The organism is Mucispirillum schaedleri ASF457 (assembly GCF_000487995.2).
Lineage (GTDB): Bacteria > Chrysiogenota > Deferribacteres > Deferribacterales > Mucispirillaceae > Mucispirillum > Mucispirillum schaedleri.
Map to the genome: position 1 here is coordinate 1070299 of NZ_CP097562.1, position 22967 is coordinate 1093265.

Annotated in this window: 21 protein-coding genes; 7 read left to right on the plus strand and 14 right to left on the minus strand. The window is 31.9% G+C overall.

The genetic code is table 11. From position 1 onward, the window contains the following. Positions 1–118: 118 nt before the first annotated feature. From N508_RS05010 to N508_RS05040, 7 genes are all read right to left on the minus strand, one after another. Entirely contained in the window at positions 119–304 is a 186-nt protein-coding gene (locus N508_RS05010; protein ID WP_023275308.1) for a twin-arginine translocation signal domain-containing protein, read from the minus strand. A 286-nt stretch (positions 305–590) separates the two neighbouring features. Then, on the minus strand, positions 591–1724 hold the full coding sequence (locus N508_RS05015) for a sodium ion-translocating decarboxylase subunit beta (protein WP_023275309.1): 1134 nt from the start codon (positions 1722–1724) through the stop codon (positions 591–593). 26 nt (positions 1725–1750) lie between these two features. Next, a complete protein-coding gene (locus tag N508_RS05020; RefSeq protein WP_023275310.1) occupies positions 1751–2179 on the minus strand; it encodes an acyl-CoA carboxylase biotin carboxyl carrier protein subunit in 429 nt (142 codons plus the stop codon). 33 nt (positions 2180–2212) lie between these two features. Further along, a complete protein-coding gene (locus tag N508_RS05025) occupies positions 2213–2662 on the minus strand; it encodes an OadG family protein (protein WP_023275311.1) in 450 nt (149 codons plus the stop codon). A gap of 9 nt (positions 2663–2671) precedes the next feature. Next, entirely contained in the window at positions 2672–4222 is a 1551-nt protein-coding gene (locus N508_RS05030; protein ID WP_023275312.1) for an acyl-CoA carboxylase subunit beta, read from the minus strand. A gap of 484 nt (positions 4223–4706) precedes the next feature. Beyond that, positions 4707–6293: a DEAD/DEAH box helicase gene (locus N508_RS05035; RefSeq protein ID WP_023275313.1), complete on the minus strand. Its 1587-nt coding sequence runs from the start codon at positions 6291–6293 to the stop codon at positions 4707–4709. Positions 6294–7376: 1083 nt separating this feature from the next. Continuing rightward, positions 7377–7793: an HIT family protein gene (locus N508_RS05040; RefSeq protein WP_023275314.1), complete on the minus strand. Its 417-nt coding sequence runs from the start codon at positions 7791–7793 to the stop codon at positions 7377–7379. 666 nt (positions 7794–8459) lie between these two features. Here N508_RS05040 and N508_RS05045 point away from each other — a divergent pair. From N508_RS05045 to ubiE, 5 genes are read left to right on the plus strand one after another with little or no spacing between them, the layout of a single operon-like run. Further along, positions 8460–9038: a hypothetical protein gene (locus N508_RS05045; RefSeq protein ID WP_023275315.1), complete on the plus strand. Its 579-nt coding sequence runs from the start codon at positions 8460–8462 to the stop codon at positions 9036–9038. Then, complete coding sequence (locus N508_RS05050; RefSeq protein WP_023275316.1) at positions 9038–9397, plus strand: response regulator transcription factor; 360 nt, start codon at positions 9038–9040, stop codon at positions 9395–9397. Before N508_RS05045 ends, N508_RS05050 begins: the two co-directional genes overlap by 1 nt. 18 nt (positions 9398–9415) lie before the next feature. Continuing rightward, positions 9416–10507 carry an HDOD domain-containing protein gene (locus N508_RS05055; RefSeq protein WP_023275317.1) on the plus strand — a complete coding sequence of 364 codons (1092 nt, stop codon included), beginning with the start codon at positions 9416–9418 and terminating at the stop codon, positions 10505–10507. Beyond that, the gene (locus N508_RS05060) at positions 10497–12074 is read left to right on the plus strand and encodes a PP2C family protein-serine/threonine phosphatase (protein ID WP_023275318.1); all 1578 of its coding nucleotides are present in this window, start codon (positions 10497–10499) and stop codon (positions 12072–12074) included. The genes N508_RS05055 and N508_RS05060 overlap by 11 nt, the downstream gene beginning before the upstream one ends. Beyond that, entirely contained in the window at positions 12053–12754 is a 702-nt protein-coding gene (gene ubiE, locus N508_RS05065) for a bifunctional demethylmenaquinone methyltransferase/2-methoxy-6-polyprenyl-1,4-benzoquinol methylase UbiE (protein ID WP_023275319.1), read from the plus strand. The genes N508_RS05060 and ubiE overlap by 22 nt, the downstream gene beginning before the upstream one ends. Before the next feature lie 3 nt (positions 12755–12757). Here ubiE and N508_RS05070 read toward each other — a convergent pair whose 3' ends face one another. The 5 genes from N508_RS05070 to N508_RS05090 are packed head-to-tail and all read right to left on the minus strand — an operon-like array spanning position 12758 to position 19303. Next, positions 12758–13525 carry a R.Pab1 family restriction endonuclease gene (locus tag N508_RS05070; RefSeq protein WP_023275320.1) on the minus strand — a complete coding sequence of 256 codons (768 nt, stop codon included), beginning with the start codon at positions 13523–13525 and terminating at the stop codon, positions 12758–12760. Next, positions 13522–14625, minus strand: coding sequence for a methyltransferase domain-containing protein (locus N508_RS05075; RefSeq protein WP_023275321.1), 1104 nt, complete (start codon positions 14623–14625; stop codon positions 13522–13524). The genes N508_RS05070 and N508_RS05075 overlap by 4 nt, the downstream gene beginning before the upstream one ends. Before the next feature lie 33 nt (positions 14626–14658). Further along, the gene (locus tag N508_RS05080) at positions 14659–15183 is read right to left on the minus strand and encodes a hypothetical protein (protein ID WP_023275322.1); all 525 of its coding nucleotides are present in this window, start codon (positions 15181–15183) and stop codon (positions 14659–14661) included. 41 nt (positions 15184–15224) lie between these two features. After that, the gene (locus N508_RS05085) at positions 15225–17366 is read right to left on the minus strand and encodes a molybdopterin-dependent oxidoreductase (protein WP_023275323.1); all 2142 of its coding nucleotides are present in this window, start codon (positions 17364–17366) and stop codon (positions 15225–15227) included. After that, positions 17366–19303 carry an FAD-dependent oxidoreductase gene (locus tag N508_RS05090; RefSeq protein ID WP_023275324.1) on the minus strand — a complete coding sequence of 646 codons (1938 nt, stop codon included), beginning with the start codon at positions 19301–19303 and terminating at the stop codon, positions 17366–17368. Before N508_RS05090 ends, N508_RS05085 begins: the two co-directional genes overlap by 1 nt. Before the next feature lie 345 nt (positions 19304–19648). On the opposite strand from N508_RS05090, the gene N508_RS05095 reads away from it, so the two are divergent. Both N508_RS05095 and N508_RS05100 read left to right on the plus strand, forming a co-directional pair. Next, the gene (locus tag N508_RS05095; RefSeq protein ID WP_023275325.1) at positions 19649–20251 is read left to right on the plus strand and encodes a tetratricopeptide repeat protein; all 603 of its coding nucleotides are present in this window, start codon (positions 19649–19651) and stop codon (positions 20249–20251) included. Position 20252: 1 nt separating this feature from the next. Beyond that, a complete protein-coding gene (locus N508_RS05100) occupies positions 20253–20801 on the plus strand; it encodes a GNAT family N-acetyltransferase (RefSeq protein ID WP_023275326.1) in 549 nt (182 codons plus the stop codon). On the opposite strand, the gene N508_RS05105 is transcribed toward N508_RS05100, so the two are convergent. Together N508_RS05105 and N508_RS05110 are read right to left on the minus strand one after the other, a co-directional pair. Next, positions 20796–20996, minus strand: a complete 201-nt coding sequence (locus N508_RS05105; RefSeq protein WP_023275327.1) for a hypothetical protein — start codon at positions 20994–20996, stop codon at positions 20796–20798. The genes N508_RS05100 and N508_RS05105 overlap by 6 nt on opposite strands. Positions 20997–21093: 97 nt before the next feature. After that, positions 21094–22887, minus strand: coding sequence for a phosphohexomutase domain-containing protein (locus tag N508_RS05110; protein WP_023275328.1), 1794 nt, complete (start codon positions 22885–22887; stop codon positions 21094–21096). Positions 22888–22967 lie beyond the last annotated feature (80 nt).

Consider the following 22967-nt stretch of genomic DNA (forward strand, 5'->3'; position numbering starts at 1 on the left):
TCAGTGAGTATACGAACTATTTTACCATTTTTCTTAACTGCCCGAGTTACACATCTTCCGCCACAGTTATGTCCAGCAGTTCCTGCCCATACTGAAGCAACACCACTGTTAATATCATTTACAATGTTTTCCTGCTCACCAGTTGAGCCGCCAGCCCCCCCCCGTATATAATATCTGAACTGCCATCTTTAGAGCAGCCATACATGGCAGCCATTGCACCAAGTGCTGCTGTGCCTTTTAAAAAGGAACGCCTTGATACTGAGCTTTCTTCTAATGATTTTAAAACATTAGTTTCTTTTCCCATATTCTTTGCCTCCAAATTAGTTTATAAGCTAAAACTATAAAAAATATTTCACTTAGTCAATATCTAAAAATACATAATTTATACAAATTTAACATTTTTGATATATTTGTTAATATTGCATTATGTATTGATAAATAAGATAAAATTTATCTTATTTTGCTGTATCATTATTAATTTTTGCTTGATATAATTTGAATATATAAGATTTTATCAGGTAAAATATAGTAAAAAAGGGTTAGTTTTTGACCTAACCCTTTTGATTTATTATTAACTATTAATTTAAATTCTAACCTGCTGCATATTTTGAAATAAATACACCTGCTGCAACAGCAGAGCCAATTACACCCGCAACATTTGGTGCCATAGCATGCATAATTAAAAAGTTAGATGGGTCTGCTTTTGCACCCTCTACCTGACATACTCTGGCAGCAAGTGGAACGGCAGAAACACCTGCTGCCCCAATAATTGGGTTGATTTTATTTTTAGTAAATAAATTCATAATTTTTGCAAATAAAACCCCTGAACCTGTTGCTATACAGAAAGCGATTGCACCTAAACCAAAGATTTTAAGTGATTCTGGTGTTAAAAATTTATCTGCCTGAGTAGATGCACCTACTGTTAAGCCTAAAATAATAACAACAGTGTCTATTACAACTGTTCTTGCTGTTTTAGCAAGACGCTCTGTTACTCCAGATTCTCTTAATAAATTACCAAGGCATAGCATACCGATTAATATTAATGCACCGGGGTCTATCATAGAAACAATAATAAATGTGAATATTGGAAATAATACTCTCATTCTTTTTGATACTGGTTTAGACGGCGGCATTTTTATCATACGCTCTTTTTTAGTTGTTAAAAGCCTGATTACAGGCGGCTGCAGCACTGGAACAAGTGCCATATAAGAATACCCTGCCAGAGTAATAACAGGCAGATAATCTTTTGCAAGTTTACTTGCCACAAATATTGCAGTAGGTCCATCTGCACCACCAATAATACCTATTGCTGCCGCTTCTTTTAATGTAAAGCCTAAAAATAAACTGCCTAAAAATGTTATAAACACACCTATCTGAGCAGCTGCACCTAAAAGCATAAGTCTAGGCTGTGAAAGCATAGCAGAAAAATCTGTCATAGCTCCAACACCTAAAAATATAAGCGGTGGATAAATACCAAGCTCTACACCTTTATACAAAAAGCCTAATACACTATTATGGTCATACAAACCCATTTCCAGCACAGGGTCTGCTGGAATATTGCCAACAATAATACCAAAACCAATAGGCACAAGAAGCAGTGGTTCGTATTGTTTTGCTATTGCAAGATACAGGAAAATACCACCTACAATAAGCATAATCACATGCTTATATGTAAGCATACCACCTAAGGCACCTGTATCAATAAAATTCATTAAAATATCCATTCTTTTGCCTCCGCAATCTAAATGGTCTATTGAAACTCTACAAGCACTTGGCTTTCACGAACAGTATCACCTGCTGAAACATTAATAGATTTTATAGTGCCATCAACTGGTGAGTTAATTGATGTCTGCATTTTCATAGCTTCTAATATTAATAATTCTTGACCACTTTTAACTGCATCGCCAGCTTTTGCTTTTACTTCAACTATTGTGCCGCCAACTGGTGATATAATAGTTTTGCCACCTGCATTTGCTGCTGCGGCTGCTGCTGCACCTGCTGCTGCTCTGCTTGGTGGTGGTAATATTCCATCGTTGCTTTGGTTTGTTGGCATAGGATGTGACTGAACAAATCTTGGAACAGGTGGAAGACCGCTTAATGTGCCATAACCTTCTACTTCATCTAAAAGCTCAACTTCTACTTCGTAAGCTACACCGTGGAGAGTAATTTTCATTTTCATAATATATGCTCCTAAATATTTTTAATTTTTAATTTATTTTTTTCCACTATGGGAAGACTGCAATGCACTGCGTGCCTGCATAGCCCAGTTACCGCCTTGTTTTGCCTTAGATGGTAACACTCTAACTCGTCTCACTCGTGCTTTATTATGAGTATATGCTGCAACTGCTGCACTAATAAGAACTAATGTAGTATTATCAATATTTTGCTCTTCCTGTGAATTTGGCAGCACAACTTCGCCTTTATTATCTTTTTTTGCAAACATTAAGCCTATTTTATCAAGCATTGGCTCTAATGCTTTAAAAAGATTAATAAAAATAATCATAATAACAAGCACTGCAAATACAACCCCAACACCTGTAGCTGTAACAAGCAGACCTTCACCTATTGTATCATGAAAATCTCTGCTGTTATTTACAGCCTGAGTTGTGGCAGTAGTATTTATATCAGCCTGTGCAAGCTGTATACTTGTATATTCAGCCATAGTAAACTCCTATAATGGAATAAGACCGTGTTTTTTATATGGTCTTATTTCACGCTTGGAAGCATACATTTCAAGTGATGCTGCTAAATAGCTTCTTGTATCTGCTGGAAGTATAACATTGTGAATATAGCCTCTTTTTGCTGCAACATATGGATTTGCAAATAATTCTCTATATTCTTCAAGTCTTTTTTTAGTTTCAGCAGCTTTATCTTCTGCATTTTTGATTTCTTTGCCATAAAGCAGACTGACAGCACCTTCTGCTCCCATAACTGCAATTTCTGCACCCGGCCATGCTGCAACCCTGTCTGCTCCCATTTCTTTAGAACACATGCCTATATATGCTCCGCCGTATGCTTTACGGATAATAACTGTAAATTTTGGAACAGTTGCTGAAGCATAAGCAAATAAAAGTTTTGCACCATGTCTGATAATGCCACCATATTCCTGATCAACACCCGGCATAAATCCCGGAACATCAACAAGAGTAATCAATGGTATATTAAATGCATTGCAGAAACGAATAAAGCGTGCAGCTTTATCTGATGAGTCAATATCTAAAACACCTGCTTTAAATGCCGGCTGGTTAGCAATAATACCAACACTTCTGCCATTTAATCTGCCAAATCCTACAATAATATTTTTAGCAAAATTTTCCTGCACTTCTAAGAAATCTGCATTATCTACTATTCTCCAAATGATTTCGTGCATATCATAAGGCACTTTTGGATCATCTGGCACAAGAAAATTAAATGATTCATCAGGGCCTATTGAGCTATTTCTTGATTCTTCCATAATAGGTGCTTCTTCTGAATTATTAGATGGAAGAAATGATAAAAGTCTTCTAGCAAGTCCTAATGCTTCAGGACCTGATTTTGCAACAAAGTGCACAACACCAGAATAGTGAGCCTGTGCATCTACACCGCCAAGCTGTTCAAGAGAAACTTCTTCACCTGTAACTTCTTTAATGATTTTAGGTCCTGTAATATACATCTGACCTTCTCTTTGAACTTGTATGATAAAGTCTGTCAATGCTGGAGAATAAGCTGCACCACCTGCACATGGACCAGCAATAACACTAATCTGCGGAACAACACCAGAAAGAAGAACATTGCGATAGAAAATACCGCCGTAACCTGACAAGGCACTTACACCTTCTTGAACCCTTGCGCCGCCTGAATCGTTAATAAATACGAAAGGTGAGCCAGTTTTAAGTGCTGCATCCATTAATTCCTGAGCTTTTCTAGCACCTGCTTCACCCATAGTTCCTGCATTAACAGTAAAATCCTGACTGGCAACAAATACTGACCTGCCATCTACAAGCCCCATTCCTGTAACCATACCGTCAGCTGGCAGGTCTTTTTTATCCATACCAAAATCACTGCAACGGTGTTGAACCATAAGGAAATCTTCTTGGAAAGTATCTTCATCAAGAAACATTCCTATACGCTCTCTGGCTGTGTATTTGCCTTGAGAGTGCACTTTCTCAATCTGAGCATCACCGCCCCCTTTATATAAACGGGAACGAAGCTCAACCAGATCTTTAATTTTGTCCTTGCTCATTTGAACCTCATATCAAAAAATTATATTATAATGTTTTATCCTTAAAATACTAATCCTAAGCAATAATAAATTCAATACATTTATTACTTTTGCATATATTTTTTAAATGTAAAGAATATAATTTACTGTTTAAGGCATTATCAATTTTATACATTGCATATATTTACATTATATATTTCTATAAACTGAAGCTGATTTTATACCCTTTTTCCCCAGTTATCAAGTATAAATAACTGCAATATATTATCACTTTATAGATTAAATGATAGTATCCTAAAAATTTCGCAATATTTGTTACTGATATTTAAGTATATATGGCATAATATATATCCATCTTGCCACCGCAAAGCTCATAAAGTAATATTTTATCTATATTCCATCTATTAAATAAGTAAGATTATATTGATTTATACAATTAAACTCAAAAATTTATTAATGCATTATCTTAAATATAGTCTAGAATTTTTTATATTTACAACCTTTTCTACTTTTTTCTTTTAACAGGTCGCCTATTTGATACTTCTTTTCTGTTTTTCACTCTTTTTTCTCTGAAAGAGCCGGTTTTTTTTCTTCCTGCTCTGCCTGATTTAAACTGTTTTAATATTTTACTTAAATCATTAGGCACAGCCACAAGATTTTCTTCTGGGTTTATATAATTTAACTTATGTTTTGTATATGATTCTATTTTAGGAATAAGGTAAGAATCTTCTTCAGTTGCAAAAATAACCGACACTCCCTTTTCCCCTGCTCTGCCAGTTCTGCCTATTCTATGAACATAATCTTCAGGATCATCAGGCAGTGAGTAATTAAATACATGAGTAATGCCATCTACATGTATTCCGCGGGCAGCAACATCTGTTGCACATAATATGCGTATTGTGCCGTTTCTAAGTTCTTCTAATGTTTTAATTCTTCTTGACTGAGTAACATCACCTGAAAGCAGACCACAGGAAAGACCGCATGCTTTAAACATATCTGTAAGCCTTGCAACTTCATCCCGCCTGTTGCCAAAAATTATTACTCTGTTTAACATATCCTGAGAAACAATATTATATATTATAGCAAATTTTTCTTTATCTGATGCAATATATGCAATCTGTTCAATATTTTCAGAAGTTATTTCCTTTGATTCTACTTCAAAACTTACTGGGTCTTTTGTCCACTGAGAAGCAAGCCTTAAAATATCCTGATTTAATGTAGCACTAAAAAGCATTGTCTGTCTTTTAGATTTAGGTGGTGCTGCACTAATTATTTTCTTCATATCAGGAATAAAGCCCATATCAAGCATTCTATCAGCTTCATCAATAACAAGTATCTCTACTGCACTTAAATCAAGCACCTGCTGCTCTTTGTAATCAAGAAGTCTGCCGGGAGTAGCAACTAAAATATCAATAAATTTTTGTTCAATCTGGCGTTTTTGTTTTTCATAATTTATACCGCCAAAAACAGACTGTATAGTTAAGCCGCAGTATCTGCCAATATTTCTTGCATCTTTTTCTATCTGTATAACAAGCTCCCTTGTTGGTGCCATAATTAATGCTCTTGGAGTGCCTTTTTTTCTGTCACTTAATTCATTATTCATAAGCCTTGTAAATAATGTAATTAAAAATGCAGCAGTTTTGCCTGTGCCTGTCTGGGCTTTTCCTGAAACATCTTTACCTTTTAAACTTTCTGGCAAAATAAGCTGCTGAATTGGTGTGCAGTATTTATATTCACATTCATATATGCCTTTCATAAGTCTTGGAGAAAGCCCCAAATCATGAAAGCGGAGTATATCTTCTTTTTCTTCTACATGAAATTCGCTTATCTCCCAGCTGCCAAATTCTACTATTTCATCTTCTATGTTAATATTTTTAAGCTCACCACTTTTACTGTGCCTGCTTTTTGCTTTGCTTTTAATATTTCTACCATTTTGCCTTTTTTCTACATGCTTGTTTTCTGGTATTACTGCTTGATTTTCTCTATTTATTTCTTTCTGTGCGATTTTTTTTGAAATCTCTTTAATGATTATTTGATTTTGTGCAGTCTTATTTTTTTTAATAATTTGTTTAATTCTTTCCAGTATTGACATTTTACCCTTCATTATATTTGATTATCTCATAAAAAATTTATAAGCATTCGCAATATATAACATAAATTTAGATTTTGGTAGCGATTTTTTTATTTATTATGAAATTTTATTTTGGATTAAAAAATTATACTTTTGTATTAATAATTTAAGAAAAGATATAAAAAATAAAGTTTTTAATTGATAAAAAACACATACTTAAAACTAGAACTTAACTAAAAATTTTGTATTGCAGTTATTTTCAGCCTGATTTTACAGGCGAAGAATCTAAATTATATATATTACAACAGTGTATAGTGTATTTAATGTATATAGTTGTAGATACTTCGCCTTTGGCTCAGCATTACATGGAAGCAGATTCAATAAGACAATGCAGGGACAGGAAGTCCCGTCTGAAAGTAAGCGACGGGAGCATTTACTGCGACCAAGCGTGGTTTAAAAAATTCAAGGATGAATTTTTTAATATAAATTTATTAAGATACTTCGCTGTATTTCAAGTTCAGTGTGACCTAACTTACTTTAAATGCTCTTGCTGTATTCATTTTTTTGGATAAGTTTAATAATATATTTTAGAAAATAAATTACATGAAAAATTTGACAGTAGACGAAAAAGAGAATACCAAAAGACATCCTCTTTTCCATCTACTATTTGTAACACTACTAAATATACTACTATTTAATACTTTCTAATCTCAATATATACTTTATATATTTATATACTAAAGCTATACTTTATATACTAATATAAGTATTATTCTACTTATTATCTATGAGAATAATATAGATGCAATTAATTATAATGTCAATAACTTATTTTTATCTTTTTTACAATTCTTACTTTTTTGCTTAAAATTTAAGCAATAATTTTTAAAATATTTTTATATATCAGTAATTTAAAAATATTATTTTTTATATTATTTTTTAATAAATTGAATATATAAACTCTATTTTATTAAGTTTTATTTCGCATGTTTTCATTGTCCAAACTGATTAAAACTTTATAACTGCTTAAAAAAAAGGCAGATATTTAGTCTGCACCAATATCTGCCATTAACTTTGATGAGTTTTTAAGCAAAACATATAGTTTTATATATTTTTTTTAATACTTTCAGCATCTTTTGCGATTTCTGAAATTTCTACTTTTAATCTTGGGGGATTATGTTTACCAAAATCATCATTTTTGTATCTTGGAATAATATGAACATGAGAATGAAATACTTCCTGTCCAGAAGCAGGCTCATTTTGCTGAAACATATATATACCTTCTGCCCTAAAAGCAGCCTTTACTGATAAAGACACTTTTTTAAGCACAGGATAAAAACCTGCTCCCACATTATCAGGAGTATCAAGCAGGTTGCGGCAGTGATGTTTTGGTATAACAAGAGTATGCCCGCGAACCGCAGGATTAATATCCATAAAAGCTAAAAAATTATCATCTTCATATACTTTACAGGACGGAATCTCTCCTGCAATAATTTTACAGAATATGCAATCATTTTCCATTATACACCTCTTATACTTTAATATATATTAGTATGCGTTACATTTTTGTTTATGTAAAGTATTAAAATTTTTACAGTATTTTTCATAGATACTCTATCATTAAAACTATTAAGTTCTATTTTCAATTTCTTCAGGATAAGAATTATTATACAAATTAACTGGAACATAAATACTATTTTTATTTTCTGTAGTTTTGTTCCAAAAAAAATTTTATAATACTTGGAGTATTATACCCGACACCCAGCTCCAAATACATAAATTTAGAAGTTATATATTTTTCTGTAAAAGATAAAATCAGGCTCAGAATAGACAGGTTTTGATAGGATAGATAATTAATAAATAACAACTTATGTCATACTGATCCAAAGGCGAAGTATCTAGAATATAGATAATGAATTAAATTTAAAGCAGTATTAAAATTATAAGAATAAAATAAATTCTTCGCTTTCACTCAAAATAGACAACTGTTGCAATACAATATAGATTATATTCCTAAAATGTTTGTTACTGACTAAATAAGCTCATTATACAGCTTGTCTGATATTTTTAAGTAAGTCCAATATTGTAAAATATTTTAAAAAAATGTATAGTTATTTATATATTTAGTTGATTTTATTTTATTAATTTTATATGCTGTTTAGTAAATAAATAATATAAGGCGGTGTTATGAATTCAGATACACTTATAAATGACCTTAGTGTTGTTAGAGAATATTTTTCTCACAACCTGCGGACATCTACTGCTATGGTAGTTGCAACTGTCAGCCTTTTTAAATTTGGTCTTAGTGATGATTCTGACAGTATGGCAGATATGATTGTGGAATCTGCATACTTCCTTGATGTTTATGACAAAGGTATGGAAATATTATTTAACTATATATTAGGCAAGCCTATCCGCAATGATAAAGAAACTTTTGACCCTGTTAAAATAACAGGTAAAGTTATAGAAGATTTAAAAAACACAGTTAAAGAGCAGAATATCAATATTTTTTGCTGCTTTGAAAATATGAATACATGTGAAACTAACAGCTATGTAGCAAAAGCTCTGCTGGAACTTATTTTATGTGAAGAAATTAGAAAATGTAATGCAGAAATGACTATTTCTTCAAGAGATAATGTTTTATGCATAAAAAAAACAACAGAAACTAAAAACCCTGAAATATATAAAATCTTTGCTAAATTTTTTGCTGAATTTAGCATAGAATTTACATATACGCTTGATACTATTACACTGAGGTTTGCATAATGAAAGTATTAATTGCTGATGATGAACTTAGACTGCGTAAAGTTATTGCACTTTATATGTCTAAATGTGGTTATGAAATAATAGAGGCAGGAAATGGCGAAACAGCTATTGGACTGGCAAAAGAAAATAAACCAGACGCAATAGTGTTAGATGTTATGATGCCCGGTATGACTGGAATTGAAGCAACTAAAAAAATTAGAGAACTGCCAGAGTTTGCTGACACTCCTATTATACTTTTAACTGCTAATGCCAGTGAAGATGACATTAAAATAGGTCTTGCTTCAGGTGCAAATAAATATATTACAAAGCCTTTTTCTCCAAAGGAACTTGTAGAATCAATTGATAGTTTAATAAAATAATTAGTATATGGAATACGCATGAATATACGCTTTATTGGAAGTGAAAATGGATTAATCACTTTTAAAAAACTATTGAATGGTAAAGCAAATGTTTCAAACGGAGCTGATGCAAAAGATGCTTTAATATTTGAAATATCATCTTTAGAAGTGCTTTACAAAATACCAAAACGCAATTTTGGTGTGCCAGTATTTTTCTACATTACTACTCCTAATAAAAGTGTAATATCAAATATTAAAGAATATAGGATTTCTGGAATACTTTTTCCACCATTAAATGCTGAAACAATAATGTCAAAACTTATACGCTCGCAGACTCAGGATGCAGCAGTTAATGAAAGAGACTATGAAACTCTTCGCATTAAAATTATTGCAAAAGCTGAAAATATTCCTACTCTGCCAACTATTGCTCAAGAATTAATTAAATTAACACGCAATGCTTCTCAAGCTGCGATAGGACAGGTTACTTCTAAAATTAAAATGGATCAGGGCATAACTTCTAAAGTTATAAAACTTGTCAACTCCCCATTTTATGGTGTCCGTAAAGAGATAGCATCTATTGACAGGGCAACTATGCTTTTAGGTTTCAGCTCAGTTAAAAATATTGCTCTTGCTATATCCCTTGACCAGTATTATCAAAAACCATTTAATATGTATAAAACTACTGGACAGGCTATGTGGCAGCATGCTTATAATGTTGCATTAATTTCTTCAGAAATTGGTAAATATTTGCAGCAGGACTGCGATGCTCTTTATATGGCAGGGCTTATGCATGATATAGGCAAGGTTGTAATGGCAGATTTTCTTGTTAAAGAAGTTGAAGATGTGCAGGATGAGAGAGAGCAGTTAGGGTGCAGCCATGCAGAAATTGCAGCAGTTATTATGAACAAATGGTCTGTTGCTCCCGCAGTTGTAGATGCTGTTAAAACTCACCATGATACAAGGCCAGAGTTATATGGAAGAATTGTTGCTGCTGCAAACCATATAGACCATGATACAGATAATGCTGATGAATATATTTATCAGCTTGGCTCAGAATATCCAATACAAGATATTGATATGCTGAAAGATTCTATACAAACTATTTTAAGCGATAATACTGATGGCAGCTAACGATAATAATATATTAGATTTATTAAATATAGTTTCTTCTGATTCAACAGAAGATTTTATAAAGCATATTAATGAGTTTTTTATAAAACGCTCTATAACAGACTGTCATATATGGGATGTGATAGGCAATATTTGCGAGCCATGCCAGTATATCCATCCAGATGATTATGCAACTTTTGATATTTATGAGCTTGGATTTAAAGAAGATGAAGTGTTTTTGAAAAATATTAATCTTGATATATCTTACTTTGATTATAATTATCACATAGATTCTGCAATTTTTTTCTCATATAATTCAAGAATTACCCATATTATTACTTTTGAAACTCCACTGCCTGAAGATTTAGAAGCAAAAATCAAGATTGCAGCACCATACTTTGGTAAACGCTCAGTAGAGCTTTTTTCAAAAGAAAGGCAGATGGACTTATATATTAATTATCAGAAAAAGGTAGATTTTGTTAAACGAGCAAGCATAATATTTATGTGTCTTGAAATAGAGGAAACTATTTCTATGTCTCTTTCATTTTTTATGGATGTGTTTTCTGCTGATGTAGTATGTGCTGTATATAAAAATGAGTTCCATGGAATAGGTGTTAATGAAGAAGATTTAATAGAAAATATTACTATACACGATATGCCACTTAAAGATTATTTGATTAATATTAATGAAACAATATTTGTAGAAAACGAAGTTATTTCATCAAAATTTAATATAAAAAATGCTTTCTTTATATATGATGAATCTTCTGGACTTAGGTTTGCTCTTTTTAACATAATAGTAGATATTGTTCCTGATAAGGATTTTTGCTCCCTTGTTTCAAGCATTATATCTATTGCAGTAGAAAATGCCCTGAACCACGAAGCACTTACAAAATTTAAAATAGAAGAAACAGAAATAGCACATACTGCAGAAATTCTTAATAAATTTGTTAAATGCAATGTTCAGCTTGAAAATAACGACAATATATATGGAATAAGCTATCCTGCTAGAAATGCAGGAGGCGATTTTGTAAACCTTATGCAGATGGGAAATGATTATATTTTCTGTGTTACTGATGTATGTGGCAAAGGATATTCTGCTGCGGTGCTTACAGTTGTGCTTAGTGTATTTATGTCCCATTTTAAATCTGCTGATGAGCTGACTGCAAAAGTAACTAATCTAAACCAGTTTTTAATTTCTAAAAACTTTGACGACAGGTTTATTACCGCCTTTTTTGGAGTATATCACAGCAATACGAAAGAACTGGAATATATTTCATGCGGTCATGACCCTGCTGCTGTGCTTTCAAAAAATAATAAAATAGAATATATGACTTCTGATTATATGCCTATGGGAATTATGCTGGAAGATTATAAATCAAAATCTATAAAAATAGAAGATAACAGTATAATATTCATATATACTGATGGTTTAATAGAGTATTCTTCACTTGACGACCTGCTTTGTTTAGTGAATGCTCTATCAGATAAAAAATCAAAAGATATAGCAGAATCTTTATATAAAGAGCTTGTAGCAGATACAAGCCTGCAAAAGGATGATTTTACATGTCTAATAATGAAAATATAACAATTGATGAAAACTCTAAAAACATACAAAATATGTTTGATAAAATTGCTGACAAATATGACTTTTTAAATGGAATACTAAGTTTTGCCATGGATGAAAAATGGCGTAAAAAAGCCATACAGTGTGCTGATATTCAGGATAATCATAAAGTGCTTGATTTAGCATGCGGCACAGGAAATATGATTATAGAAATTAAAAAACAGCACCCTTTATGCCATATATTTGGCAGTGATTTCAGTATAAATATGCTGCACCACTGCAGAGAAAAAATACCGTCCTGTCCTCTTTCTGCAGCTGATGTCCATAATCTGCCATATAAAGATAACTATTTTGACAGATTGACTATTGCTTTTGGATTTAGAAATGTTACAGATAAACTAAAAGGACTTTCTGAATTCTTACGGGTAATTAAACCCGGTGGAAAAGTATGTATATTAGAGCTTACAAAGCCGGAAAATGCTTTTACAGATTTTGTTTATAAGATTTATTTCATGTATATACTGCCTGTAATTGGTGGTATATTTTCATCTAAAAAAGCATATAAATATCTGCCTGAATCAGTTTACCATTTTCCTAAGCGTAAGGAATATATGCAGTTAATAGAAGATGCAGGGTTTAAAAATGTTACATTTAAATCACTTGTTTTTGGAGCTGTGACTATTGCAATAATGGAAAAGTAGCTGCTACTGCTGCAAAATTAAATTTATTATACTTATGACATCATTTTTATGGGCTTGGCTTAATAATGCAAAAATTTTAAAAGTTTGTAATACAAATTCTTTATGACTTTCATCAAGTATTAAATATGCTTTTTCTTTTTCTTTTGCACAGCGACCAATTAACGGGTCGCTATCTGCTTGTAATTTAGTTACAGGGAAACAAACATACAACATAGGCTGCAAGCCAACTGCATATTGTTTTTCTTTAATAATAATTTCAACTAATACATCAAAAGAAGATAATTTATAAAGCAACAGTGGATATTGAACTATACTTTTTTGAAAATTTATTCCTTCTAATTCATATTCAACTGGATGACATCTTTGAACAGATAATTCTGCATTCTGCTCAATAAGTTTACTATTATCTATTTGATTTATTTCATTTAAAAGATTTTCTATTTCATCCTTACTTATTATTTCAATATCATAAAAATAATATAAATACTCACTTAATTCATATAATGCTTTTTCTTTTCCATTTGAGCCAATAAACCTTTTATTTTGTAATGTTGATAACTCAAGTTTTGTTTTCTCACTTGTTACTATATCATATCCTATTTGCCATTCTATATAAGAATTAAGCTCAAATTCTTTCTGCCTTGTTGCAACTGGATAACCATAACCATACCATATATCTCTACTTTTAACTCTTGTTTTACTTGTTTGCCCTGTCAATGGTATGGCAACTTTAATATTCTTATTTAATTCATCAATCTCTTCAATTTTCATAATGTATATCCAAATAATTCTGAAAAATATTTATCAATTTTTTCATTCCTAATATTTTTTTCAGAAGAATCTATAAATTCCTGCTCAATAGATTTAAAGTTATTATAATTAATAAACACATCAAAATTTCCAAAATAATATGGCAGTTTATCTATATATTTTTTAAATACATCAACATAGCAGTATAGTGAATATTTATTTTTAGTAACATAAACAGTATTTGAGCAATCATCTTGGATAAATGTTCTTGAACGCTTTAAAGCATTAATATCACGCATTGTATAAAATTTTGCAACAGCATTAGAAATATTAATTTTATTTTTATTCGGATATTTATCAATATACTTATTTATAAAATCATAATTATTCATAGAAAAATTATGACTGTCATCTGTTTTAAAAACATATCTTCTAATATATTCATAATCCATTCCTTTTTCATCTTTTTTGTATAAAGCAATAATAATAGGAAAAAAAGAACATGATGCAGGACAAAATTCCTGAGAACTAATAATTATACTATCCATTAAAATATAATTATCTTTAAACTGCCCTAACCCATTAAAATTTGTTTTCTTTATTAAATAAGATAAAGGATGAAGTACACATACATAATCAGCTTTTAATTCATTATATGATAATAAAAAACTAATTCCTAAATCTCTGTGTTCAACTTTTGGATTAATTTTATATATATTATATTTTTTTAAATAACTTTGTATTATAGAAGTCCTGTCATTATATGGCGGGTTGCCTACAATAAAAAGTTTATCACTATCCAATATATTATATTGTTTTCTATCAACATATTCCAATGAATTAAAAGTATATAAGCCAATATTTTTTTGACTAAGTCTATCTTTTGCAAACTCTATTGCTGCTGCATCAATATCTACACCTATTACTTTATTAAAACTATACATAAGTTCTAATAAATTTCCTGTGCCACAGGAATTATCAAGCAGAACATAGTCATTTAAAATATCAGTATTTATATTATTGCTTATAAGTTTATGAATATATTTTACAAGTTTATCTGGTGTATAAAAACTACCATAATTCACTATATCTTTTTTTGAAAGATGCTCTGCAGTTTTCAAAATAATCTCCAAAAATTTTTATGCTGTATATAATTACTGTTCCATTTCTACCATTTTTATATATTTACCATCATTATATACTTTAATATTATGTTTATCAATGTCATATACTACTTCACTGAAATTATATTTATTGTTTTTATGGTTTATAAGCATATAGTGTTCATTATAGACATATTCTACATTTTTAAATATTACTTTTAAATTTTCTTTACAGCCATGGACAGCTTTTGCATAAACTTTATCACCATTTACAGCAAAAACAAGTTTACCATCCTGAGTTATTGCAATGCTTTCTCCCTGCATTTTAAATTTTGAATTAATGTCTTCATAAGTTAAATCTATAAAATTGTTAGCAGATTTATATCCACCTGCTTTTTCAAAGAATATTTTTAATACTCCATGTTTACCAGTAAGAACTACTTTTTTCGTATTAGCTGCTGTAAGGTTTGCAAGCATACTTTCTGCCAGTGTTACATCAGCTTCCGCTTTTAATGATAATGGTGATAATATGACCAGTATCATCACAATACCTGCTGTTAATCTGTTAATAAACATACTTTTCTACCTCCTAAAATTAATATTGTATGAATTATATATTACCTAGGTATTAATTTTACACCTTTTGCGATATTATCTAACATATTTCCAGAGCGAATATATCCCGGAGAAATATATTTTTCTATTTCTGGAAAATTAGGATAATTTTCTTCACTTGCAAATATCATTTTAGTCAATACTCCCTCATGATGTCTTGGATTTACATATACTATACTTTCTGCAATATCAGGTTTGGTATATATATATTCTGTTTTATTAAATATTTTTTCTTTTACCCTGTATAATTCTTCTGAGCTTTTATAATCATCTACATTAAAGCCTAAACTGACTGCAATCTGTTTAAAAACATTTTCTGCATCTTTATCTATTTTTTTTCTAAAATAATCGCCTAATATATGAGCTATTTCCAGATTACTCTTACTGTTTATCGGGCTTTGCACTACTTTTTTCATGCGTAAAAGTCTGCCGTCTATACTTACAGCTGTGCCGTCAGTTTCTAAAACTGACCTAACAGGCAGCACTACATCTGCATTTTTAACTATGCCTGTTAAAAACATATCAAGTGCAGCATAAAACTCTGCATTTTCTATTAGCTGCATAAGTTCTTCATTTTTACCAATTGAAGGATTTACAGCTACTGCAAATACTGATTTAGGTGCAGCTGCTGCCACATCAAGAGTAGTCAGCCCGCCTGCATATAAACTGCCAACATAATTAACTTTATCATAAGTTAATATAAAGGCTCTTAATTTATCCTGCCCAATATAATCAGCAAATGATAATATAGATTCCAGCTTTTTTTCTCCACAAAAATATTCATTGCCTGCAATTATTGATATTTTTGTATTAGACGAAATCTGTTTTCTTAAAGCTGTATATATATTTTTATCTGATGATTTGATTTTTTCAAACTCTCCTGCAAAATCTGCATAATCTGCAATAAGGCTTAAATATGTTCTTTCGTCATAGTCATATCGCTGCAAACCAATTGTTATAACCTTTGCATTATTTTTACGGATTGCTTTAATAACACTCCATTTTACACCAACATTTTCTCGTGCAAAATCTGCCCCTATAACAAATATTACATCAGATTTTTCCACTTCTGCTAATGTGCCTACACTTTCATAATGACCAAACTTTTCTTTAAAAAGCCGTGCAAAACTGCCAAAATAAACTTCTGCCTCAGTTATAAATTTCATACCTGTTTTATCTGCCAGTGCTTTATAGCTGAAAAGCTCTTCATTTGAAAGCCAGCCTCCTGCAATGATAAGGCTGTTTTCCACTCCATATTCAGTTAAGCTGTGGTATACTCTATCCATAGCATAATGCCAGTCTGTTTTTGTAAAAACACCATCTTTTTTAATAAGCGGTGATTTTATTCTTTTATCAATATCTAAAAACTTAAACCCATAGCGTCCCTTAGAACATATAGATGTGCTGCAGGCAAGTCTTGTTCTATGTATCTGGTTTTGATGAACTCCATAATTAATTTTGCAGCCTACAGGACAAAATGAACATGTAGTATTAATATACTCTAACTCCCACACTTTTAAAGAATATGTAAAAGGCTTATCTTTTATAGCACCAACAGGGCAGCTGTCTACACACATACCACAGAAATCACAGTTTAATGGCTCATGTGCTGGCTCAATATGAGCATTATTTCCACGGGCAACCACATCTATTGCATCACAGCCTGCAATATCTCTGCATACATTAACACATCTCATGCAAAGAACACATGCATCTCTGTCATATAAAAGCATATTCCAGTCCTGTAATGGATGATGCTCTTCTTCATACACATCTGTTACTTCGCTTATACCCATTTGGCGGGCAAGTTCTCTTAATACACAGTCTTCTGCATTTTCACATGTTCCACATTTCAAAGGATGCTTTAAAAGTATAAATTCTAAAGCCTTTAACCTGTGTTTTTTTACTTCATCAGTATCAGTATAGACAACCATTCCATCAGTTGCAAAAGCAGAGCATGATGCAACTGGCTGTGGCACACCTTCTACTTCCACAAGGCATATTCTGCATGCTCCTGTTTCTGCAATATCTTTTATATAGCACAGGACTGGAATATGGATATTATTGCGTTCTGCCACCATTAATATTGTTTCGCCATCTTTAAACAGGCACTTTTTATCATTAATTGTAATATATCTATCCATTATTTCTCTCCTGCTGCAAACATACCTACACGCATGCACCTAAGGCAGCGTCTTGCTTCAAGTGCTGCTGTATGCTCATCATAAGCCTGCTCTACTTCATGAAAATTTTTTATACGCTCATCTACTGGCATTGCTTCTGTTTCATACCTTTTTATAACAGGTCTAGGCGGTTCTGGGGCTTCTCCATAGCTGAATATTTTATTATCATATAAATATTTTTCAATAACCTCTGACGGCTCTAAATAAGGACTGCCGCTCATCACATATCTATCCATCATTTGAGCAGCACGCTTGCCGTCACCTACTGCCCTTACCACTGTATTTTCTCCATCAATACAGTCACCTGCTGCAAAAATTCCTTTTATGGATGTAGTAAAATAAACCTTATCACATACTATTGTATTCCATTTCGTAATCTCTAAACCATCTTCTGCCTTAATAAAGCTCATATCAGGCTTTTGACCAATCGCAGGGATAAGATAATCACACTCTAATATAAAATTTTCGTCATTTATAATTTCAGGGCTTCTCCTGCCTGTTGCATCAGGTGACCCAAGCCGCATTTTACTGCATTCTATCCCTTTAAGTTTGCCATATTCACCTACTGTTCTAACAGGTGCAGCTAAAAAAATAAACTTTACACCTTCATCTTCTGCATATTTTATTTCATAATCTTCTGCAGGCATTTCATCACGGGTGCGTCTATACAATATAGTAACATCATTATTAAAACGAATGGCAGTTCTTGCACAATCTATGGCAGTATTTCCACCACCTACAATAATTACTCTGCTGTTTTCAAAAGGCTTTTCATATTTTGAGACCCTTTCTAAGTAATCTATTCCACTATATATTCCTTCCATCTGCTCCATATCTGCAATATGTGGGTCTTGAGCAAGCCATGCACCAATTGCTAAAAGTGATGCGTCATAAGAATTTGTCAAATATTCTAATGTAATCTCATTGCCTAATGTTTTATTATAATGAATATTTACCCCTAAACTTCTAATTATATTTGCTTCATACTGCAAATGCTCCCTAGGCTCTCTAAAATCTGGAATACCTGCCGCAGTCATACCCCCCGGCTCCTGCATTTTATCAAATACTTCTACCTGATGACCCATAAGTGCTAAATAATAAGCAGCAGAAAGCCCTGCAGGTCCTGCCCCTATTACTGCACATGTTTTGCCAGTAGGTGCTTTTTTCTCTGGAATATTTGGCACTTGGTTTCTAAAATATTCATAATTCCATGCAGACTGCTTTAAATTCATAATATTTATTGGCTCATCTACTTCACCACGCCTGCATACAGCTTCGCATGGGTGCGGGCATACTCTGCCACAGAGACCCGGAAGCGGCATATGCTCCCTGATAATAGATAAAGCCGGCAGAAATCGTTTAGTCCTAATTTCATCAATAAATTCTGGTATCTGTATATGAGCAGGACATGCAGAAGTACATGGTGCTGACATGTGAAAATAATAATCAAGTTTTGGAGCATTTTGATATTTATGTAATTTTTCTGGATATTCTTTTAGAAATGATTTTACTATACTTACAGAAGATGGAGCAAATGAACATTTAGAAGTAGCTTGAATACTGTCTGCTAAATCAAGTGCTTCCTGCATTTTAGTAAGCTCAGGGTCATTTTTTAACTCTTCCATCATATCTGCTAAAAGAGTTGTTCCGTTTTTTCCCGGAATACACCTGCCACAGCAGCCATGCTCGCTGACATACCGCACAAACTTACACATAGCAGCAGCTATATCTACTTCCCCATCATATACCAAAAACCCATGCCAGCTAATAACAAGTTTCACAGATTTACCGTTTACATCATCTTGAAAGATAAAGGGCGATTCTGGTCTGTCCTGCTCTTGAACATTCCTAAAATCAAGACGCTCACCTTTACGAAAGCCATAAACTACTTTTGGCATAATCTACCTCTTGTTCTCATCTTATATGCTTTATTATTCCATAATTTTTTAAAAAATGCTAGATGTGTTTTAAAGTTATTATGAACTTACCCAAAAAAGTTGGACGAGCCATATAATGAGCTTATATAGAAAGTAAATAAGGTCATACTGTGCCTGAAAGACGAAATATCTAAAATAGTAATCTATAATATTAATAGTTCCTTCGCTCGCTGATACTCACTCAGGAATACATATTTTAGTATATCAAAAATTTATGCAGTATAAAATGCTGCTGCATTAAAAAATATACTAAGAAAATACTATATTTTTCTTCCATAAAATTATTTTTCAAGATATAGTGATAATATGAGAAAAATTACATTAATATTATTCATAATTATAATATTTTCCAGTATCAGCTTTGCACAAACTGATATTCCTGTTAGAAGTATTAAACAGCTTGAAACTGAATGCAGCAATAATGATTTCCTTGCATGCTATTTTGCAGGTCAGCTTTTTCAAGACTCTGGGCTTATATTGTCAGCTGTTACTGCTTATAAAAAAGCATGTGGAAACAAAATATATGAAGCATGTGTCAAACTTGGAATATTATATAAAGGCGATTACAATAAAACTATGCAGAAAGAAGCCGTTAAACTTTTTAACACTGCATGTGAGAATAACATAGCTTCCGGATGCTTTGAACTTGCAGCCATTTATTATCAAGGGGAAATCATCAGAAAATCACTTAAAAAGGCTAAAAAACTATATGAAAAAGCATGCAGTCTGCAAAATGCTTCTTCCTGCTATAATATGGGTATTATATATCAGAAAGGCTTAAAAGTTGAAAAAGATATAACAAAAGCACTGGAATATTTTAATAAATCATGCAGCTTAAAATTTAAAAAAGGATGCTTAGAGTATGAAAAATTATTAAACAGCTTAACTGAAACTTTAAAGGAAAATTAATATGGATAATGTAATAATAAATATTGCAGAAAAAAGCGATATTAAAGAGATATTAGAGATTTACAGTTATTATGTTTTAAATTCCCCTGCTACTTTTGAAATAGATATACCTGATATAAATGAATTTTCTCTACAAATAGAAAAAATACAGAATAAATATCCATACTTAACTGCTAAAATCAATGGAAAAACAGCAGGATATGCTTATGCTGCACCACTTAGAACAAGAAAGGCTTATGACTATTCATGTGAAACAACAATTTATCTGCACCACAAATATTTAAATAAATCAATAGGCACAAAACTTTATACCTCTCTTTTTGAATATATCAAACAGATGAATATATTAAATATATATGCCTGCATAACTTATGCAAATACTGAAAGTGTGCTTTTTCATAAAAAATTTGGATTTCAGGAAGCAGCCCATTTTAATAACTGCGGTTATAAGCACAACACATGGCACGATATACTATGGCTTGAAAAAATCATAGGAAGCCATAAGACACCACCTGCACCATTTATTAATTTTAATGATTTAAAACTATAATTTTTTAGTATTACTTTTATTACTCATTTCATCAATGTAGTCTTTAAAGGCTTTTTTCACTTCTTCTTCTGATGAGCCTTTTACTGACACATTCTTTCCTGCCTTAACTCCTTTTACACTGCTTGTAAAATTATTATCATTAGAAGAATATGATATGCGGCCGTAATGTTCTTTATAATGTATTAAATTATGCATAGTAAAACTCCTTGTAACCAAACTTATACTATACAATAGTTTCTGCCCTGCTGTTTTGTATAAAAATCATACCATATAACAGGGCAGAATATATCTGCTAACCAATAAATTTAATAAATGCTTTTACTCTTTCATCATCAAAATTAATTTCATCTGGTTTATTCATTTCATAACTTGCATCTTTAATATAAAATGGATTTTCTGATACATCCATAGGCAAATCATCTTTTTCCTGCTTTTTTGCTTCATTATGAAGTGCCATAATGTATGCAAGCACCATATTTCTTTCTTTTACTGTTTCACCCTCTGCCATAAATGTAAGTTTTGGAGAAGTGTTACTCATGCCATACATTAAAAAGCCTGTTGCCCAGTCTATCCTAATCTGACCGTCAAACTCTACAATAGAAAAACCTGCCCTGCCTTCAAATGTTTTTCTTAATGTATCTAAAATAGAAGCTGTTATTGCATCTTTTGCTTCATTTGATACAGAAGTAGTGCGTATTTCTTTTGTGATAAAGCGTTTTGGCATTTTATCAAAAAATGGTTTTAATGTTTTTATATTCATTTCATCTAATACTTTTTCAAGCAGAAATATATTTTCAACAGCATCATCTCTTGGTATACCGTCCATAGTATCTGTTGCAAACATGTGAAGTGACGCTTCTATCTGTATATCTCTGTAACCTGTTTTTGCAACAAACTCTTTGATAGAAGAAAAGCCTGCAAGTGCTGCCATCTTATTCATATTAGCAGTAATAGTTTCTTTCCATAAAGAATGACCTTTTCTGTGAAACTCTGTTGTGCCTTTAAGCTCTTTTTCCACATAGCTTTTTACACTTGAAGTATAGCGTGGGTCTACATAAATAATGCTTGCAATTTTAACTATTTCATCAATTTTCTCTTTTGCAACATTTAAAGCTTCTAATTTTTTCTTTAATGCAGGCACTGCTATCATAAGTTTATAGCCGGCTAAAATAAATGCAAGATTATCACCTAAATAATGACCTTCCCCATTTAATGTTAATGCATCTTTGCCCTCTGTTATAGAGCCCCTGTCTGCATCTAAATCAAAAGAATGAACTCGTAAGCCTTTATCAAGAGCAGCCTGTAAAGACGGAACTCTTTCAAGCATTTCTTTTCTTGTAGGGTCTGCCAGTAAATCACCAGCATTTACATTTATATCTTTACCTAATATTGTTACTGTTTCGCCAAATATATCTTTAAATAGCTCTACATACTGCACACCTGTGCCACCAAACACATTTACTGCCACCATAGAGTTATCTCTTTTAGAAAAATAATCTTTATAAATATTTTTCATTTTTTCAAAATATACTTTTTTACCTTCTGCTGATTTATCTGTAATTGTGCCACATTTAGCATTTCTTGTGCTGAAACTGCCACTTGCAACAGCTTCATTCATCTGCCCCAAAAGATATGTATGAATACCTTGAGTGCCTATGCCAAATTTTGCTCCGTTAGTAGTTACTTCTACATGGCTTCTTGTAATCTGGCAGTGACCATGAGCCAATAACTGCTCTTGATTTTGGTACACCTGACCTGAAGAAGAAATGCCTATGTCATATACATTTACACCCTGAGAAGCTGCACCTTTTGCAAAAGATTCTGCTAATATTTTAGATGTAGGGCCGTTATCATAACCAACTACAATAGTATCTCCTTCTTTTAAAGAAACTGTGCCGCCATTTTGAGTATTAAATACCATACCTGCTGTAAGCATACCTGCTGTTTCCACAGCACTTGGTGTTAATACTGCATTATCATTAAAAAAATCTCCCGGCTCGCCAACATAAGCCCTTATATCATAAGATGTTTTCTTAAACAGTTTGTTATTATTTTCTTTAACTTTCTTTGGAAATTCAAATAACATAGATTACGCCCCCTTTTATATACATTATACTATATTAAATTATAAAAAAAAATACTTCAAGCATAATCACAAAAAAAATA

Excerpts from the sequence above, each read along its gene's own strand:
- N508_RS05100 (WP_023275326.1), top strand. The coding sequence starts at position 20,253 with ATGGATAATGTAATAATAAATATTGCAGAAAAAAGCGATATTAAAGAG.
- N508_RS05080 (WP_023275322.1), bottom strand. The coding sequence starts at position 15,183 with ATGTTTATTAACAGATTAACAGCAGGTATTGTGATGATACTGGTCATA.
- N508_RS05105 (WP_023275327.1), bottom strand. The coding sequence starts at position 20,996 with ATGCATAATTTAATACATTATAAAGAACATTACGGCCGCATATCATAT.
- N508_RS05070 (WP_023275320.1), bottom strand. The coding sequence starts at position 13,525 with ATGAAAATTGAAGAGATTGATGAATTAAATAAGAATATTAAAGTTGCC.
- N508_RS05090 (WP_023275324.1), bottom strand. The coding sequence starts at position 19,303 with ATGCCAAAAGTAGTTTATGGCTTTCGTAAAGGTGAGCGTCTTGATTTT.
- N508_RS05045 (WP_023275315.1), top strand. The coding sequence starts at position 8,460 with ATGAATTCAGATACACTTATAAATGACCTTAGTGTTGTTAGAGAATAT.
- N508_RS05040 (WP_023275314.1), bottom strand. The coding sequence starts at position 7,793 with ATGGAAAATGATTGCATATTCTGTAAAATTATTGCAGGAGAGATTCCG.
- N508_RS05030 (WP_023275312.1), bottom strand. The coding sequence starts at position 4,222 with ATGAGCAAGGACAAAATTAAAGATCTGGTTGAGCTTCGTTCCCGTTTA.
- N508_RS05095 (WP_023275325.1), top strand. The coding sequence starts at position 19,649 with ATGAGAAAAATTACATTAATATTATTCATAATTATAATATTTTCCAGT.
- N508_RS05025 (WP_023275311.1), bottom strand. The coding sequence starts at position 2,662 with ATGGCTGAATATACAAGTATACAGCTTGCACAGGCTGATATAAATACT.
- N508_RS05015 (WP_023275309.1), bottom strand. The coding sequence starts at position 1,724 with ATGGATATTTTAATGAATTTTATTGATACAGGTGCCTTAGGTGGTATG.
- N508_RS05010 (WP_023275308.1), bottom strand. The coding sequence starts at position 304 with ATGGGAAAAGAAACTAATGTTTTAAAATCATTAGAAGAAAGCTCAGTA.
- N508_RS05035 (WP_023275313.1), bottom strand. The coding sequence starts at position 6,293 with ATGTCAATACTGGAAAGAATTAAACAAATTATTAAAAAAAATAAGACT.
- N508_RS05050 (WP_023275316.1), top strand. The coding sequence starts at position 9,038 with ATGAAAGTATTAATTGCTGATGATGAACTTAGACTGCGTAAAGTTATT.
- N508_RS05020 (WP_023275310.1), bottom strand. The coding sequence starts at position 2,179 with ATGAAAATGAAAATTACTCTCCACGGTGTAGCTTACGAAGTAGAAGTT.
- N508_RS05055 (WP_023275317.1), top strand. The coding sequence starts at position 9,416 with ATGAATATACGCTTTATTGGAAGTGAAAATGGATTAATCACTTTTAAA.
- N508_RS05060 (WP_023275318.1), top strand. The coding sequence starts at position 10,497 with ATGGCAGCTAACGATAATAATATATTAGATTTATTAAATATAGTTTCT.
- N508_RS05110 (WP_023275328.1), bottom strand. The coding sequence starts at position 22,887 with ATGTTATTTGAATTTCCAAAGAAAGTTAAAGAAAATAATAACAAACTG.
- ubiE (WP_023275319.1), top strand. The coding sequence starts at position 12,053 with ATGTCTAATAATGAAAATATAACAATTGATGAAAACTCTAAAAACATA.
- N508_RS05085 (WP_023275323.1), bottom strand. The coding sequence starts at position 17,366 with ATGGATAGATATATTACAATTAATGATAAAAAGTGCCTGTTTAAAGAT.